This is a genomic window from Mycobacterium sp. E1386, from assembly GCF_001672745.1.
Classification (GTDB): domain Bacteria; phylum Actinomycetota; class Actinomycetes; order Mycobacteriales; family Mycobacteriaceae; genus Mycobacterium.
In genome coordinates, this window is record NZ_LZKH01000179.1 from 1 (window position 1) to 15,994 (window position 15,994).

Sequence of the window (15,994 nt, forward strand, 5' to 3'; positions counted from 1 at the left end):
CGGCCGCGCCACCCGCCGCGCCGGCGCCCAAGCCGGCCGGCCCGCCGAACGCGGCGGCCCCCAAGCCGCCGGGTCCGGCCGCGGGCGGCTGAGCCGCCACACGGCCCCGATCCTGCGCGCCTACACTCGGCGGTGATGTCTGGTCATGACACTGCCGATTTGAGCGCAGCAATCCGCACCGCACTGGGGAAGGTGATCGACCCCGAACTACGCCGCCCGATCACCGAACTCGGGATGGTCAAGAGCATTGACACCGAGCCCGACGGTGCCGTGCACGTGGCGATCTACCTGACCACCGCCGCCTGCCCGAAGAAGACCGAAATCACCGATCGGGTCACCGACGCGGTCTCCGACGTTCCGGGCACCGGCGCGGTGAAGGTGACCCTGGACGTGATGAACGACGACCAGCGCACCGAATTGCGCAAGCAGTTGCGCGGCGATGCCCGCGAGCCCGTCATCCCCTTCGCCCAGCCAAACTCGCTGACGCGGGTCTATGCGGTCGCGTCCGGGAAGGGCGGAGTGGGCAAGTCCACCGTCACGGTCAACCTCGCCGCCGCGATGGCGGCCCGCGGATTGTCGGTCGGCGTACTGGACGCCGACATCCACGGCCATTCCATCCCCCGGATGATGGGCACCAGCGACCGGCCGACCCAGGTCGAGTCGATGATCCTGCCGCCGATCGCCCACGAGGTGAAGGTCATCTCGATCGCCCAGTTCACCGAGGGCAACACACCCGTGGTGTGGCGCGGGCCCATGCTGCACCGGGCGTTGCAACAGTTCCTGGCCGACGTCTATTGGGGCGACCTGGATGTCCTGTTGCTGGACCTGCCGCCGGGCACCGGCGACATCGCCATCTCGGTGGCTCAGCTGATCCCGAGCGCCGAGCTCATGGTCGTGACGACGCCGCAGCTGGCCGCCGCCGAGGTCGCCGAGCGGGCGGGCAGCATCGCGATGCAAACCCGGCAGCGCGTCGCCGGCGTGGTGGAGAACATGTCGGGCCTCACGCTGCCGGACGGCTCGACGATGCAGGTGTTTGGTGAGGGCGGCGGACGTCAGGTGGCCGACCGCTTGTCCCGCGCAGTCGGTGCCGATGTGCCGCTGCTGGGTCAGATCCCGCTGGACCCCGCGCTGGTGGCCGCGGGCGATTCGGGCACCCCGATCGTCCTGAGCGCCCCCGACTCCCCCGCGGGCAAGGAGCTGCGCAGCGTGGCCGACAACCTGTCATCGCGACGGCGTGGATTGGCGGGTGTCTCGCTCGGACTCGATCCGACGCGGCGTTAGGTCTGACGGAGTCGACCGACTAGGTCGCGTCGGCGTCGAAGGGCGCCGGGCCTTCCACGGGCCGTGGCGCGGGAACCGGTGGCGCTGGCGGATGGCCATTCGCCGGCCTGTCGAAGTTCCCGGTGAGGAAGGAATCGTCGCCGTCAAGCAGGTGCTTGGTCAGCGCGGCGCGCGGCGTCATCCCCCGCAGCCTCTGCAACTCGCTCAGCGGAACCCGCAGATCGTCGAACTCGGGCCCGAGGTCTTCGCGCAGCTGAGTGGTCACCCCACTGAGGTAGTCACGGGCCTGCCGCAGCGCGGTCGACGTCCAGCGGATGGCCCCGGGAAGCCGCTCCGGCCCGAGGACCACCAGCCCGACCACGACGAGGACCAGGATGTGCTCCCAGCTCAGGCTGCCGAACATCTAGCTGCCGTCGGGATCGGGCTTGACGGTCAGGGTGACATGCCGGCCGTCGCGGACCACCTCGATCGGCGAGTCCTGGCCGATGGTCAGCTGGCGCACGGCGACGACGAATTCGTCGGAGTCGGCCACCCCGCGGTTACCGACCTTGACGATGACGTCGTTCTCCAGGATGCCGCCCTTCTGCGCGGGGCTGCCCGCCTTCACGTTGGCAACCTGGGCGCCGGAGGCGATGGCGTTGCTCACCGACCGGGTGCTGATCCCGAGCGTCGGGTGCACGATCTTGCCGTCTTTGATAAGCGTGTCGGCCACCGTCTTCGCCTCGTCGATCGGGATGGCGAAGCCCAGCCCACTTGCACTGTCGGACAAGGACTTACCCGCGGTGTTGATGCCGATCACCTGCGAATCCATGTCGATCAGCGGGCCTCCGGAGTTGCCGTGATTGATCGATGCGTCGGTCTGCAGAGCGTCGATGACGGTGTCGGTGTCGGAGCCCTCGCCCGACAACGGGACGGGACGGTGCAGCGCACTGATGATGCCGTGGGTCACGGTGCTGCGCAGGCCGAGCGGCGCACCCGCCGCAAGGACCTCGTCGCCGACGCGCACCTTGTCCGAGTCACCGAACCGGGCCACGCTCAGATTGTCGACGTTGTCGACCTTGAGCACGGCAAGGTCGGTCTTGGGGTCGCGCCCCACCAGATTGGCGGGCACTTCCTTGCCGTCGTTGAACACCACGGTCGTCTTGAACTGGCTGGGGTTGTTGGCCGCCTCGGAGATCACGTGGTTGTTGGTGATGATGTAGCCGCGACCGTCGACCACGACGCCGGAGCCCTGCAAGCCCTCCTGGTCGCTCTTGGACTCGATGGTCACCACCGCGTTGGCGGTCGCCGCGGCCACCTTGGCGAAGCGACCCGCCGGCCCTTCACCGTTGCCGTTGGTCGACAGCGTCACCTTCGAGGTGGTGAACGCCTCGGCGACCTCGGCCGTCTTGCGGCCGACCACCCCGCCGATCACCCCGATGAGCAGCGCGATCAGCAGCAAGACCAGCAGCGCCAGGTAAGACACCTTGCCGCCGAACAACACGTCGCGCACACCGAGCTTGCCGCCGTAGCCCCGGGGCCCCCGCGGTCCGGATGGGGCGACCGCCGGAGTGCCCAGCGCCGCGGCCGCCGACGGGTCTCGCCAGGGATCGTCGAGCTCGTCGGGCTCGGCACCGTTTTTCTCGGCGGCCAGCGCACCGGCGTCGACGGGGTGGCGCTGCAGCGAGTCGGGGCTGCCGACCGGGCGACTGAACGCCTCTTGAAGGACCGGATCGGCCGGTTCTTCGTGCGGCCGGAAGTCGGCCTGGTCGCGATACTTCTGTGGGCGGACGCGGTCGGCCACGAAGGATCCGCGCAGCCCGTCGGGACGGCTGAACAGTTGACGCGATGCGGGGTCGACCGGCGGGCGGGAGATGGGGCGCGGCGCTAAGCGGTTGCCGCTGTTCTTGCCGCTGTCGTTGCCTTGATCGGAGGTCACGTTACCCCTTTGGATCCTCTTCTTGAGCGCTCGAACTAGCCCATCACCGGGCGATACACCCGACACCGTTCGTGTCCACCCTAGTATCCACGGTTCGGCGCTGGCCGCCCATGAGCGCACGGGCGGGGTGCGCAGAATTCGGCGAGATCAACCATGGGGACTTCGGCGAGAGGGTGTCGAGCTACGGGCGCTTGCGCTGCTCACGGGCGTCGCGCTCAGCAAAACGGTCGGACGCCCGGGTGGTCATGTCATCGGGCGATTCGTAGGGAATCTCGGCGAGCATCCCGAGCAGCGAGCTGGGGATACGGATCGGGTGCGAGTCGCGCAGCGCCGCACGGGCGTGGCTCTGATCGTCTACCTCGGCCGCGCACTCCGGGCACAGCGACAGGTGGTGCGCCGCGCGAAGGTGCGCGTTCATCCGCAGCTCACCGTCGACGAACGCCGCGATGGCTTCGACGGAAAGGTGCTCGGTCGAACCGAACTGGCGCGGAGCGCCGACGGGCGCATCGCTCTGGGAGGCGAACTGTGCGGGAAGCCAGGAGAACGCGCGGCGGAAGAGGTGTCCTCCTCGATCGGGCATCACCGGGTCCTTTCGTAGCGCCTACCCCTCGAATGTAGCGCGAGGGGTGCGCAATAGCGCATCTCAAGACCACAAAACCGACGGCTCGCATCCGGGCGGAGACCCGAACGTGTCGGTTCGGGCGTTCGCCGGCTACGCCGACTCTGCGTGCAGTGCCCCCTGGCCGGCACCGGGGTGGGCGGCCAGGTAGTCGCGCAGCGCCTGACGTCCGCGGTGGATGCGGCTGCGCACGGTCCCGAGCTTCACGCCCAGCGTCGCGCCGATCTCCTCGTAGGACAGGCCCTCGATGTCGCACAGCACGACGGCGGCGCGGAACTCCGGGGGCAGCGAATCCAAAGCCGCCTGCAGGTCCGGCCCGAGCCGTGAATCGTGGTAGATCTGCTCAGGGTTGGGCTCGTCCGCGGGCACCCGTTCGTAATCCTCGGGCAGCGCCTCCATCCGGATGCGGGCGCGCCGGCGGACCATGTCGAGGAACAGGTTGGTGGTGATGCGGTGCAACCAGCCTTCGAACGTGCCGGGCTGATAGTTCTGCACCGACCGGAAAACCCGGATGAAGGTCTCCTGAGTGAGGTCCTCGGCGTCGTGCTGATTACCGGAGAGGCGGTAGGCCAGCCGGTACACCCGATCGGCGTGCTGACGCACAAGCTCGTCCCACGAGGGCATCGTGGACTTGTCCCCGGTCGCGTCGAATACCGCGGTGCCTTGCAAGCCGTCGGACTGCTCCACCCACTCGTCCGTGGGGCAGTCCTGCGCGTGCGACATGCTGGTCGGGCCCAAAAGCGTGGTGATGATCGATTCCTCCGAATCCGTCCTGCCGAAAAGCGACAAGTCGTCACCGGCGGCAACACGTAGCCGCCAGTCCGTATTCCCGTGCCAACGCGCTCCGCGATCCATAGGGACACCGTCGCGTATCGGCGTATGTGCGATATATGAGCAGTCTGAGCTCAGGCTGAGAAACCGTATTGTTACCAGCGCTGTGCAGGAGATATCCGCCGCGGCGTGAGCTTAAACGCAGCGGCTTCGCCGGGCGTGTCGTAACGGTGCAGCTTAGGCGCGCCATGCGGGGGTGCGCGGCGAAGTGGAATACGCTGCGGGCATGGACGGCACCGACGCAGAAACCCCCGGCCAGCCGGCGCCCAGTCGAGCCGAATCCCTGTCCGCGCACGCCGAGGGGTCGATCTCCGAAGACTCGTTGCTCGCGGCCGCCCGCGAGCGTGCCGTGGATATCGGCGCGGGCGCGGTCACGCCCGCGGTGGGCGCGCTGCTGAGCCTGCTGACCAAGCTCAGCGGCGGGAAGGCCGTCGCGGAAGTGGGTACCGGCGCGGGGGTCAGTGGGCTCTGGTTGCTGTCCGGCATGAGCGACGACGGCGTGCTGACGACGATCGACATCGAGCCCGAGTATCTGCGGCTCGCCAAGCAGGCCTTCTCCGAAGCCGGCATCGGGCCGTCGCGCACCCGGCTGATCAGCGGCCGGGCCCAAGAGGTCCTCACCCGCCTCGCCGACGAGTCCTACGACCTGGTGTTCGTGGACGCGGATCCGGTTGACCAGCCGGATTACGTGGTGGAGGGCGTGCGGCTGCTGCGATCCGGCGGCGTCATCGTGGTACACCGCGCCGCCCTCGGCGGTAGAGCCGGCGATCCCGCCGCCCGCGACGCCGAGGTGGTCGCGGTGCGCGAAGCGGCGCGACTGATCGCCGAGGACGAGCGGCTCACCCCGGCCCTGATTCCGCTCGGCGACGGCATTTTGGCCGCGGTGCGCGACTGATTCAAACGGTGGCGACTCGCGGCGCTTGCGATCGCCACTGACCCGATGGTGGCGACCCGCCGCGCCCGGCAACGCCGCGCTTGCGATCGCCACTGACCCGTTTACGAATTCTTGACGCCGTGCCTCCTTGACTCGAGGCTGAACGTGCGTTTAGCGTACTGAACATGCGTTCAGCCGACCTGACCGCCGCCGCCCGGATCCGGGACGCGGCCATCGAGCAGTTCGGCGAGCGTGGGTTCGGCGTGGGGCTGCGCGCGATCGCCGAGGCGGCGGGGGTGAGCGCCGCGCTGGTCATTCACCACTTCGGCTCCAAGGAGGGCCTGCGCAAGGCGTGTGACGACTACATCGCCGAAGAGCTCCGCAACAGCAAGTCCGAGGCGCTCAAGTCGAACGATCCGGCCACCTGGTTCGCTCAGATGGCCGAGATCGAGTCGTACGCACCGATGATGGCCTACCTGGTTCGCAGCATGCAGTCGGGCGGCGAACTGGCAAACATGTTGTGGCGCAGAATGATCGACAACGCCGAAGGGTACCTGGACGAGGGCGTTCGGGCGGGCACCATAAAGCCCAGTCGGGACCCGCGCGCCCGGGCCCGGTATCTGGGCATCACCGGGGGCGGCGGCTTCTTGCTCTATCTGCAGATGCACGAGACACCAACGGACATCCGCGCGGTCCTTCGCGACTACGCCCGCGACATGGTGCTGCCCGCGCTGGAGATCTACACCGAAGGACTGATGGTCGACCGCACCATGTACGACGCATTCCTGGCCGCAGATGATCAAGGAGAAAACCATGCCAGTTGACAATGTCGCGCCCATCGAAATCCGCCACTTGACAAAGAATTTCGGATCGGTGCGGGCGTTGGACGGCCTCGACCTGACCGTGCGCGAAGGCGAAGTGCACGGCTTCCTCGGCCCCAACGGTGCTGGGAAGTCGACGACCATCCGCATCCTGCTCGGTCTGGTCAAGGCGGACGGCGGCACCGTGCGGCTGCTGGGCGGCGACCCGTGGACCGACGCGGTCGCACTGCACCGCCAGATCGCCTATGTGCCCGGCGATGTGACGCTATGGCCGACGCTGACCGGCGGCGAGACCATCGACCTGCTGGCCCGCATGCGCGGCGGCATCGACCGCACGCGTCGCGACGAGCTGATCGAGCGCTTCGACCTCGATCCGCACAAAAAGGCGCGGACCTATTCGAAGGGCAACCGGCAAAAGGTTTCGCTGATCTCCGCGTTCTCGTCGCGGGCCCGCCTTTTGCTGTTGGACGAGCCCAGCAGTGGTCTGGACCCGTTGATGGAGAACGTCTTTCAGCAGTGCGTTGCCGAGGCGCGCGATCGCGGCGCAACGGTGTTGTTGTCCAGCCACATCCTGGCCGAGACCGAAGCGCTGTGCGAAAGGGTGACCATCATCCGGGCCGGCAAGGCCGTCGAAAGCGGCACCCTGGACTCGATGCGGCACCTCAGCCGCACCTCGATCAAGGCCGAGATGACCGGTGACCCCGGCGACCTCACTCGCATCAAGGGCGTCGAGGACGTCAGCGTCGAGGGCTCCATCCTGCGCGCTCAGGTCGACGGCGAAAGCCTCGGGGAGCTCATCCGGGCACTCGGCGACGCCGGTGTGCGTAGCCTCGTCAGCCAGCCGCCGACGCTCGAGGAACTCTTTTTGCGCCACTACGACACGACGGACAAGGTTTCGGCATCATGAGCACCGCAACCTTGGATCGCTCGCACCGTCCGGCGTACCCCGCGCCGCAACGCGGCTCGAACTTCTCCGGAACGCTGGGGATGCTGCGGCTCTACTTGCGCCGCGACCGAATCTCGCTGCCGCTGTGGGTGTTCCTGCTGTCGGTGCCACTGGCAACGGTGTACGTCGGCAGCATTGAAAAGGTCTACCCCACCCAGGCCGCCCGGGCCGGATTCGCTGCGTCCATCATGGCGAGCCCGGCGCAGCGCGCGCTCTACGGGCAGGTCTACAACGACAGCCTTGGGGCGGTTGGCATTTGGAAGGCCGGGATGTTCCACCTGCTGATCGCGGTGGCCGTCATCCTGACCGTCGTCCGGCACACCCGGGGCGATGAGGAGGCGGGCCGAACCGAGCTCGTGGACTCGACCGCCGTCGGTCGCTATGCCAGCCTCACCGCCGCACTGTTGTTGTCGTTCGGGGCCTCCATCGCCACCGGCGTGATCGGCGCGGCGGGACTGCTCACCACCGACGTCCCCGCCGGCGGGTCGCTCGCTTTCGGTGCGGCGCTGGCCTGCTCCGGCCTGGTGTTCACCGCCGTCGCCGCGGTGACCGCGCAACTGTCCCCAAGCGCACGCTTCGCGCGCGGCGCCGCGTTCGCGGTTCTGGCGGCCGCCTTCACGCTGCGCGCCGTCGGCGACGCCGGTTCCGGTGCGCTGTCATGGCTCTCGCCGTTGGGATGGTCGCTGCAGGTCCGGCCCTACGCGGGCGATCACTGGCCCGTGCTGACGCTGCACCTGACGACCGCCCTCGCGCTCACCGCGGTGGCATACCGGCTGCTCGCCGGCCGTGACGTCGGTGCCGGGCTCCTCGCCGAACGCCCCGGCCCAGGATCCGCCGCGCCCGCGCTGGGCAATGTGTTCGGGCTGGCATGGCGATTGGACCGTGGAGCGCTCCTGCTCTGGACCGTGGGGCTGTGCCTCTATGGCGTCCTGATGGGCAGTGTGGTGCACGGTATCGGCGACGAACTCGGCGGCAGCAACGCCGCCCGCGACATCGTCGTCCGGATGGGCGGTACCAGCGCTTTGGAGGAAGCCTTCATCGCCGTCGCGTTCACCATGATGGGGATGGCGGCCGCCGCATTCGCCGTCTCGCTGACGTTGCGATTGCACCAGGAGGAAGCGGGGCAGCGCGCCGAAGCGACGCTGGCCGGTGCGGTGTCGAGAGACCGCTGGCTGGCGAGTCACCTGTTGGCGGCATTGCTCGGATCCTCGGTGGCGATGCTGGCCAGCGGTTTGGCCGGCGGCCTGGTCTACGGCGCCGCCGCCGGTGACCTCGGCGGCAAAGTGGCCGTCGTGGTGGCAAGTGCGGCCGTGCAACTGCCCGCAGTCTGGTTGTTGTCGGCGGTGACGGTCGGCTTGTTCGGTCTGGCACCACGATTCACACCCGTGGCCTGGGGCGTTCTGGTCGGTTTCATCGCCCTGTACCTGATCGGTTCGTTGGCCGGGTTCTCGCAATGGCTGCTCGACCTGGAACCGTTCGCCCATATCCCCCGGGTCGGCGCGGATTTCACCGCCACGCCGCTGCTGTGGCTATTGGCCATCGACGCCGCACTCGTTACCCTCGGTGTCATGGGCTTCCGACGCCGCGATCTGCGTGGTTAGGAGCGCCATGAAAACCGGTATTCGCGTGACGGTGCGATCGATCTCGGGATTCCTGTCTTTCGGCTTGATCCTCTTCCTGCCCGCCGGCACGTTCCGTTATTGGCAGGCATGGGTTTTCATCGCCGTGTTCATGGCGGCAACGCTCATCCCCGTCGTCTACCTGGCGCGGAACAATCCCGCGGCCCTGCAGCGCCGCATGAATGCGGGCCCGCGCGCCGAACCCCGGGCGACCCAGAAGTTCATCATCACCGGCTCGTTCCTGGTCCTGTTCGGGGTGATGGTGCTCAGCGCGCTCGATCACCGGTTCGGCTGGTCGTCCGTACCGGCGTGGCTGTCCGTGCTCGGTGATGTCCTGGTGGCGGTGGGACTCGGAATCGCCATGCTGGTGATCGTCCAAAACAGTTACGCCGCAGCCACTATCACAGTGGAGTCGGGGCAGACGCTGGTATCCGACGGTCTCTACCGATTCGTACGCCACCCGATGTATGTCGGAAACGTGATCATGATGATCGGCATGCCGTTGGGGCTCGGCTCCTATTGGGCACTGCTCTTGGTCATTCCGGGCTGCGTCCTGCTCGCCCTCCGTATCCTCGACGAGGAAACGCTGCTCACCCAGGAGTTGACCGGATATCGCGAATACCGGCAACGGGTGCGCTATCGGTTGGTGCCCTTCATCTGGTAACGGCCGCGCGGACGCGCCTAGGGTATTCGCATGGCCCGAAATCCCGCGCCCGCCCGGGACAGGCCGTGGCGGCCCCCCGGCGCGCTCCGGTATGCGGTGAGCCGAATACGGCTCGTCGCCAAGCCCCCCGTCACCGTGACCGATCCACCAGCCGACCTTGATGTCGAACGCGATGTATGCGTTCCGACCCGCGACGGAACGGTATTGCGGGCCAACGTTTTCCGGCAGCGCGATGCCAATGCGCGGCCGGTGATTCTCAGCATCCACCCCTACGGCAAGGACAATCTGCCGAGACGGCGCGGCAGCAGGTGGACGTTCTCCGTGCAGTACCGGATCCTGCGCCAGCCGCAACAGGTGCGCTTCTCGGCGCTGACCGGTTGGGAGGCGCCCGATCCCGCGTGGTGGACCTCCCAGGGCTTCGCCGTGGTCAATGCCGACTCGCGCGGCTGTGGCCGTTCCGACGGCACCGGGCACCTGTTGTCGCGTCAGGAGGCCGAGGACACCTACGACCTGGTGCAGTGGATCGCCGGACAACCGTGGAGCGACGGACGGGTCGTCATGCTCGGGGTGTCGTACCTGGCCATCAGCCAGTACGCGGTCGCGGCGCTGCGGCCACCGGCGCTACGGGCGATCTGCCCGTGGGAAGGCTTCACCGACGCTTACCGCGACCTGACCTTCCCGGGCGGCGTTCGCGAGACCGGGTTCACCAGGGTGTGGTCGCGAAACGTGCGACGCGACACCCGGCAGGCCTACGATCTGGAACGGATGCAGGACGCCCACCCATTGCGCGACGAGTTCTGGCGCTCGCTGGTCCCGGACCTCTCGGCAATCGAGGTTCCCATGCTGGTGTGCGGCAGCTTCTCCGACAACAATTTGCACGGCCGCGGTTCGATCCGCGCGTTCACGCGCGCCGGCTCCCGCCACGCCCGCCTCTACACCCACCGCGCCGGCAAGTGGGCGACCTTCTACTCCGAGCCCGCGCTGACCGAGCAATTGACGTTCTTCCGCGGAGTGCTGGACGGGACCCCCGCTTCTCGCAGCGTCCGGCTCGAGGTCCGCGAAGACCGCGACACCATCGCGGCGGTGCGCGAAGAGACCGACTGGCCGCTGGCGCGCACCCGTTGGCGGCCAATGTATTTGGCCGAGGGCGGCCTGCTGGCCGCCCAGCGGCCGTCGGCGGAAGGTGGTATCGCGTTCGAAACCCGCTCCGGGGCAGCAGCATTCAGCTGGACGGTGCCCGCGGATATCGAGCTGACCGGCCCGATGGCGGCGCGGCTGTGGGTCGAACTGCACGGCTGTGACGACGCCAACCTGTTCGTCGGCGTGGAGAAGTGGCGCGACGGACGGTTTGTCGGATTCGAAGGCTCCTACGGCTACGGACGCGACCGGGTCAGCACCGGTTGGCAGCGCGTCTCGCTGCGCGCGCTGGACCCCGACCTCTCGCGAACGTGGGAACCCGTCGCGGCGTGCGTCGACCCGCGGCCCCTCGCCCCGCACCAGGTGGTCGAGGTCAACGTGGCGCTGGGCCCGTCGGCGACGCTGTTCCGCGCCGGTGAGCGACTGCGCTTGGTGGTCGCGGGACGCTGGTTGTGCCCGCGGAACCCGCTCACCGGCCAACTCCCGGCGGCCTACGCCGGATCCCCGCGCGGCCGCGTCAAGCTGCACTGGGGCCCGCGCTACGACGCGCATCTGCTGATCCCGGAGATCCCCGGGTAGCACCGGTGTTCTAGATCCAGACGCCCTTGCCCACCGCGACCACACCGCCGGCGCTGATCGCGAAACGCTCCCGGTCCTTCTCGAGATCCACGCCGACCATCTCGCCGGGCCCGACGACGACGTTCTTGTCCAGGATGGCGTGGCGCACCACCGCGCCCCGGCCGACCCGGGCGCCGGGCATGATCACGCTGCCCTCCACAATCGCGCCGTCATCGACCACGACGTTGGACGAGAGCACCGAGTTGCGCACCGAAGCCGCCGAAATGATGCTGCCCGCGCCGACGACCGACTCCTGCGCCGACCCGCCGTTGACGAACTTGGCCGGGGCCAGGTTCTCGGACTCACCGCGGATCGGCCAGCGCTTGTTGTAGAGGTTGAACACCGGATGCACCGAGACCAGGTCCATGTGCGCGTCGTAGAACGCGTCCAGCGTCCCCACGTCACGCCAGTAACCCCGGTCGCGGTCGGTCGCGCCCGGTACCTCGTTGTCCTTGAAGTCGTAAACCGCGGCCATACCGTCGTCGACCAACCGCGGAATGATGTCACCGCCCATGTCGTGATCCGAGTGGTCGTCGTCGGCGTCGGCGCGAATCGCGTCGATGAGCACCTTGGTGGTGAAGATGTAGTTGCCCATCGACACGAACGTGGCCTCGGGGTCATCCGGTGTACCGGGCGGGTCCAACGGCTTCTCCACGAAATCGCGGATGCGGCCGGAATCATCGGCGTCGATGCACCCGAATGCGGTGGCCTCGCCGCGCGGCACGCGGATGCCGGCCACCGTTGCACCGGCCCCGCTTTCGATGTGGAACTGGACCATCTGCTCGGGGTCCATCCGATACACGTGGTCGGCGCCGAAAACGACTATGTAGTCGGGGTCTTCGTCGTAGATCAGATTGAGCGACTGGTAGATCGCGTCGGCGGAGCCGGTGTACCAGCGGGGGCCCAGGCGCTGCTGTGCGGGCACGGGGGTGATGTACTCACCGGCCAGACCGGACAGCCGCCAATTCTGCGAAATGTGACGGTCCAGTGAATGCGACTTGTACTGGGTCAGAACGCAGATCCTCAAGTAGCGGGCATTGACGAGGTTGGAGAGCACGAAGTCGATCAGCCGATAGGCGCCGCCGAAGGGAACCGCGGGCTTGGCCCGATCCGCGGTCAGCGGATACAGCCGCTTGCCCTCACCGCCGGCCAGGACAATGCCCAGCACGTGTGGCGCTTCCCTCATGGTTCAAACCTATCGGCCGCCGCAAGGCGCTGCCAGAGGGACGGCGCTATTGGCGGTGTTCTGTGCGGCTGTCCGTCAAGGTATTTGGTCCGCCGAGCCGGTCACCGATTGCCCGGCCCCCGACTCGCGCTCCTCCGCGCGACCGAACTACCGTGCGGGTATGCGGGTGGCGATGATGACTCGGGAATACCCACCAGAGGTCTACGGGGGAGCCGGCGTACATGTCACCGAACTGGTCGCCCAGCTGCGCCGATTGTGCGCGGTCGATGTGCACTGCATGGGCACGCCGCGGCCGAACGCCATCGTGCACCAATCCGATCCGCGCTTGCAGAGCGCCAACCCCGCGCTGTCGACGTTGTCCGCGGACCTGATGATGGCCAACGCCGCGTCAGCGGCCACCGTCGTGCATTCGCACACTTGGTACACCGGGATGGCCGGTCATCTGGCAGCGCTGCTCTACGACATTCCCCACGTCCTGACGGCGCATTCGCTCGAGCCGCTGCGGCCATGGAAGGCCGAACAGCTCGGCGGCGGCTACCAGGTGTCGACGTGGGTGGAGCGCACCGCGGTGCAGGCGGCGGACGCCGTCATCGCGGTCAGCTCCGCGATGCGCGAAGACATCCTGCGCGTCTACCCCGCGCTGGATCCCAGCGTCGTGCACGTCATCCGCAACGGGGTGGACACCGACGTGTGGCATCCGGCCGGGCCGACGCACACCGGGTCCGTGCTGGCCGAGCTCGGCGTCGACCCCGACCGGCCCACGGTTGCGTTTGTCGGCCGGATCACCCGGCAGAAGGGGGTCGCCCACTTGGTGGCGGCGGCGCACCATTTCGACCCCGAGGTGCAAGTGGTGTTGTGCGCGGGCGCCCCCGACACCCCGGAGATAGCCGAGGAGATTCGGTCCGCGGTGGCGCGGCTGGCCCACGACCGGCAGGGCGTGTTCTGGATCAGAGAGATGCTACCGATCGGCGAGATACGTGAAATATTGTCGGCGGCAACGGTTTTCGTCTGCCCCTCGGTGTACGAGCCGCTGGGCATCGTGAACCTGGAGGCGATGGCATGCGCGACGGCCGTGGTGGCTTCCGACGTCGGCGGGATCCCCGAGGTGGTTCTCGACGGGGTGACCGGTTCGCTCGCCCATTACGACGCCGGAGACCCGACCGGTTACCAGACCAGACTGGCCGACGCTGTCAACGCGCTCGTCGCCGACCCCGAAAAGGCGAAGCGGTATGGCGAGGCGGGACGCCAGCGCTGCGTCGAGGAATTCTCCTGGGCCCGCGTCGCCGAGCAAACCCTGGACATCTACCGAAAGGTGTGCGCGTAGCCCGCGGTCCGCCGGCAGGCCTTAGCTGGAGCTCGTGACACCCTTGAGTTCGTCACCGAGGGCGGCGGCTTCGTCGGGCGTCAGCTCGACGACCAGGCGGCCACCTCCCTCAAGTGGTACCCGCATCACGATGCCGCGCCCCTCCTTGGTTGCTTCCAGAGGACCGTCGCCGGTCCGGGGCTTCATCGCCGCCATCGAGTGCTCCCTCCAGGTTCGAGCTGGTCCGCCGTTGCAGACCTGGTCGGCGCCGAGCATGCCCCGCCAGCGATTTTCCAGCCATACCCGACATCGACCTGCCAAATCACCCCTCTATTGTTCCCTATCCAGGTCACGAGTTGAACAAAGACCCGGTTCTCCGGGCGCCGGGGGCCGCTGAACGCCGATTGCCCGGCCGCATGTCACCGGGGGGAAGGCACCCAACAACCCCGGATATGGTCGTCGACCATGCCGGTCGCCTGCATCAGCGCATAGGCAGTGGTGGGCCCGACGAAGCGGAACCCGCGCCGCTTGAGCTCGCGCGCCATGGCCTTCGATTCCGGTGTAGCCGAGGGAACTTCGGAGCCATCCGCCGGCCGGGGGCGCGGTTCGGGCGCAAAGGACCACAGCAGCTCCGCGAGGTCCGCCGGGGTTCCCAGTTCGGCGGCGGCGCGGGCGTTGGCGATGGTCGCGTCGATCTTGGCCCGGTTGCGCACGATGCCCGTGTCCGCCATCAGTCGCTGCACGTCCGCATCGGTGTAGCCCGCGACCCGCTCGAAATCGAACCCGGCGAAGGCGCGCCGGAAGTTCTCCCGTTTGCGCAGGATGATCAGCCACGACAGCCCACTCTGGAACGCCTCCAGGCTCATTCGCTCGAACAGCGCCACCCCGTCGTGCACCGGGCGGCCCCACTCCTGGTCGTGGTAATCGCGGTACAACTCGAAATCGGGTCCGGGCCGGATGGCCGCCCAGCTACACCGAACCAGCCCGTCATCGCTCACATCTAGTCCTGACGGTCCTCGCCGCCCTCGGGTTCCATGGGTTGGGCATCGTCCTCGGCAGATGCGGGGGCGGACACCGCGGCGAGCTGGCCGCGCAGCGCCTCCAGCTCGCGCGCGAGCCGGTCCAGCACCCAATCCACCTCGCTGGTCTTGTAGCCACGCAACGCCTGGGTGAACTTGACCGCGTCGACGTCCGCGCCGGTCACGCCGTAGGCCGGCAGCACGGTCGCGGTCGTCCCCCGGGGCAGGGGCGGCAACTGCTCACCGCGCCCGAACAGCAGACTCGCCGCGCCGAACAGCACGATCGCCACCAGCACCAGCACCACCAGGTAAAGCAACACCAACGCCACGTCGTCGATACTGCCCTATGCCACCGACACCGCGACCACGCAGCGCGGCTTTAGCGCGGCCTCAGGACCTTCATGGGCGGGCGGTCCGCCAGCGACACCGGCGAGGTGTGCTGGGTGTAGCTCTGACCATCGGGCCCTTCGGGGCCAACGGCGAAGAACTGCGTCAACCCGACGCCGGAATCGGGAATCCCGCAGCGCGAGAGCAGGGTCGCGATGACCTGGCGGCTCATCGCACCCAGCTCGGCCAGCGGCCGGTTGCGGTGCGCACGCACGCCCAGGTTGACCTGCGCGATGGCCCCCAAGCCCAACCGGTCGAAAGTGTCCAGCAGCAGACCGATCTCGACGCCGTAGCCCGGCGCGAACGGCACCGACGTCAGCAGTTCGCGAGTCGCCGCGTACTCCCCGCCGAGCGGCTGCAGGATGCCGCCCAGCTCCGGCCGCAGCGCCGCGAGCAGCGGCCGGGCCACCAGTTCGGTGACCCGCCCACCGCCGGTGGCGCCCGCGGCGCCGCCGACGTCGCCGACCTGGAGCGGCCGCCGGTAGAAGCTCTTGACCAGGTGGACGCCGTCGCCCATGAGCAGCGGCCCGACCAGCCAGGGCACGAACATCGGGTTCGGATTGATCAGGTCGGAGTCGACGAACACGACGATGTCACCGCTGGTGGCCGCCAGCGAGCGCCACAGCGCCTCGCCCTTCCCGGGCCGGATCGGCACCTCGGGCAACGCCTGCTCACGGCTGACGACCCGGGCGCCGGCGGCCACGGCGCGGATTTCCGTGTCGTCCGTCGAACCGGAATCCAGCACGATCAGCTCGTCCACCAGCCCGTCAA

The 15,994-nt window shown here is 68.3% G+C and carries 17 protein-coding genes; 8 read left to right on the plus strand and 9 right to left on the minus strand.

Annotation, left to right across the window (positions count from 1 at the left end; genetic code table 11):
• Positions 1-135: 135 nt before the first annotated feature.
• Positions 136-1,281: an Mrp/NBP35 family ATP-binding protein gene (locus A5709_RS18475; RefSeq protein WP_156673106.1), complete on the plus strand. Its 1,146-nt coding sequence runs from the start codon at positions 136-138 to the stop codon at positions 1,279-1,281.
• Between the two features lie 19 nt (positions 1,282-1,300).
• Here the strand turns inward: A5709_RS18475 and tatB are convergent, their stop codons facing one another.
• The 4 genes from tatB to sigE all read right to left on the minus strand — a co-directional run bounded on the left by tatB (position 1,301) and on the right by sigE (position 4,673).
• Entirely contained in the window at positions 1,301-1,684 is a 384-nt protein-coding gene (gene tatB, locus A5709_RS18480; RefSeq protein ID WP_067951353.1) for a Sec-independent protein translocase protein TatB, read from the minus strand.
• Positions 1,685-3,199, minus strand: coding sequence for a S1C family serine protease (locus A5709_RS18485; RefSeq protein ID WP_067951355.1), 1,515 nt, complete (start codon positions 3,197-3,199; stop codon positions 1,685-1,687).
• Positions 3,200-3,380: 181 nt separating this feature from the next.
• Positions 3,381-3,779 (minus strand): anti-sigma E factor RseA, encoded by a 399-nt coding sequence (gene rseA / locus A5709_RS18490; RefSeq protein ID WP_068121467.1) that lies wholly within the window; start codon positions 3,777-3,779, stop codon positions 3,381-3,383.
• 132 nt (positions 3,780-3,911) lie between these two features.
• On the minus strand, positions 3,912-4,673 hold the full coding sequence (gene sigE / locus A5709_RS18495) for an RNA polymerase sigma factor SigE (RefSeq protein ID WP_068121470.1): 762 nt from the start codon (positions 4,671-4,673) through the stop codon (positions 3,912-3,914).
• 202 nt (positions 4,674-4,875) lie between these two features.
• On the opposite strand from sigE, the gene A5709_RS18500 reads away from it, so the two are divergent.
• From A5709_RS18500 to A5709_RS18525, 6 genes are all read left to right on the plus strand, one after another.
• Positions 4,876-5,544 (plus strand): O-methyltransferase, encoded by a 669-nt coding sequence (locus tag A5709_RS18500; protein ID WP_067951393.1) that lies wholly within the window; start codon positions 4,876-4,878, stop codon positions 5,542-5,544.
• 164 nt (positions 5,545-5,708) lie between these two features.
• Positions 5,709-6,347 (plus strand): TetR/AcrR family transcriptional regulator, encoded by a 639-nt coding sequence (locus A5709_RS18505; protein WP_068121475.1) that lies wholly within the window; start codon positions 5,709-5,711, stop codon positions 6,345-6,347.
• Positions 6,337-7,251: an ABC transporter ATP-binding protein gene (locus tag A5709_RS18510; protein ID WP_068121490.1), complete on the plus strand. Its 915-nt coding sequence runs from the start codon at positions 6,337-6,339 to the stop codon at positions 7,249-7,251. Before A5709_RS18505 ends, A5709_RS18510 begins: the two co-directional genes overlap by 11 nt.
• Positions 7,248-8,891 (plus strand): ABC transporter permease, encoded by a 1,644-nt coding sequence (locus A5709_RS18515; RefSeq protein ID WP_156768097.1) that lies wholly within the window; start codon positions 7,248-7,250, stop codon positions 8,889-8,891. Before A5709_RS18510 ends, A5709_RS18515 begins: the two co-directional genes overlap by 4 nt.
• A gap of 7 nt (positions 8,892-8,898) precedes the next feature.
• Positions 8,899-9,573, plus strand: coding sequence for an isoprenylcysteine carboxylmethyltransferase family protein (locus A5709_RS18520; protein ID WP_068121480.1), 675 nt, complete (start codon positions 8,899-8,901; stop codon positions 9,571-9,573).
• 30 nt (positions 9,574-9,603) lie between these two features.
• Positions 9,604-11,289 carry a CocE/NonD family hydrolase gene (locus A5709_RS18525; RefSeq protein ID WP_068121483.1) on the plus strand — a complete coding sequence of 562 codons (1,686 nt, stop codon included), beginning with the start codon at positions 9,604-9,606 and terminating at the stop codon, positions 11,287-11,289.
• Positions 11,290-11,299: 10 nt separating this feature from the next.
• Here the strand turns inward: A5709_RS18525 and glgC are convergent, their stop codons facing one another.
• A complete protein-coding gene (gene glgC, locus A5709_RS18530) occupies positions 11,300-12,514 on the minus strand; it encodes a glucose-1-phosphate adenylyltransferase (RefSeq protein ID WP_067951367.1) in 1,215 nt (404 codons plus the stop codon).
• A 160-nt stretch (positions 12,515-12,674) separates the two neighbouring features.
• Here glgC and glgA point away from each other — a divergent pair, with 160 nt between their 5' ends.
• Positions 12,675-13,838 carry a glycogen synthase gene (glgA, locus tag A5709_RS18535; protein WP_067951369.1) on the plus strand — a complete coding sequence of 388 codons (1,164 nt, stop codon included), beginning with the start codon at positions 12,675-12,677 and terminating at the stop codon, positions 13,836-13,838.
• 21 nt (positions 13,839-13,859) lie between these two features.
• Here glgA and A5709_RS18540 read toward each other — a convergent pair whose 3' ends face one another.
• The 4 genes from A5709_RS18540 to A5709_RS18555 form a co-directional block, all read right to left on the minus strand.
• Positions 13,860-14,033 (minus strand): DUF3117 domain-containing protein, encoded by a 174-nt coding sequence (locus tag A5709_RS18540; RefSeq protein WP_003878471.1) that lies wholly within the window; start codon positions 14,031-14,033, stop codon positions 13,860-13,862.
• 203 nt (positions 14,034-14,236) lie between these two features.
• A complete protein-coding gene (locus A5709_RS18545; protein ID WP_067951370.1) occupies positions 14,237-14,815 on the minus strand; it encodes a DNA-3-methyladenine glycosylase I in 579 nt (192 codons plus the stop codon).
• Positions 14,816-14,817: 2 nt separating this feature from the next.
• The gene (locus tag A5709_RS18550) at positions 14,818-15,165 is read right to left on the minus strand and encodes a DivIVA domain-containing protein (RefSeq protein ID WP_068121485.1); all 348 of its coding nucleotides are present in this window, start codon (positions 15,163-15,165) and stop codon (positions 14,818-14,820) included.
• Between the two features lie 50 nt (positions 15,166-15,215).
• On the minus strand, positions 15,216-15,994 hold a 779-nt coding region (locus A5709_RS18555; protein WP_068121493.1), incomplete at its 5' end, for a glucosyl-3-phosphoglycerate synthase.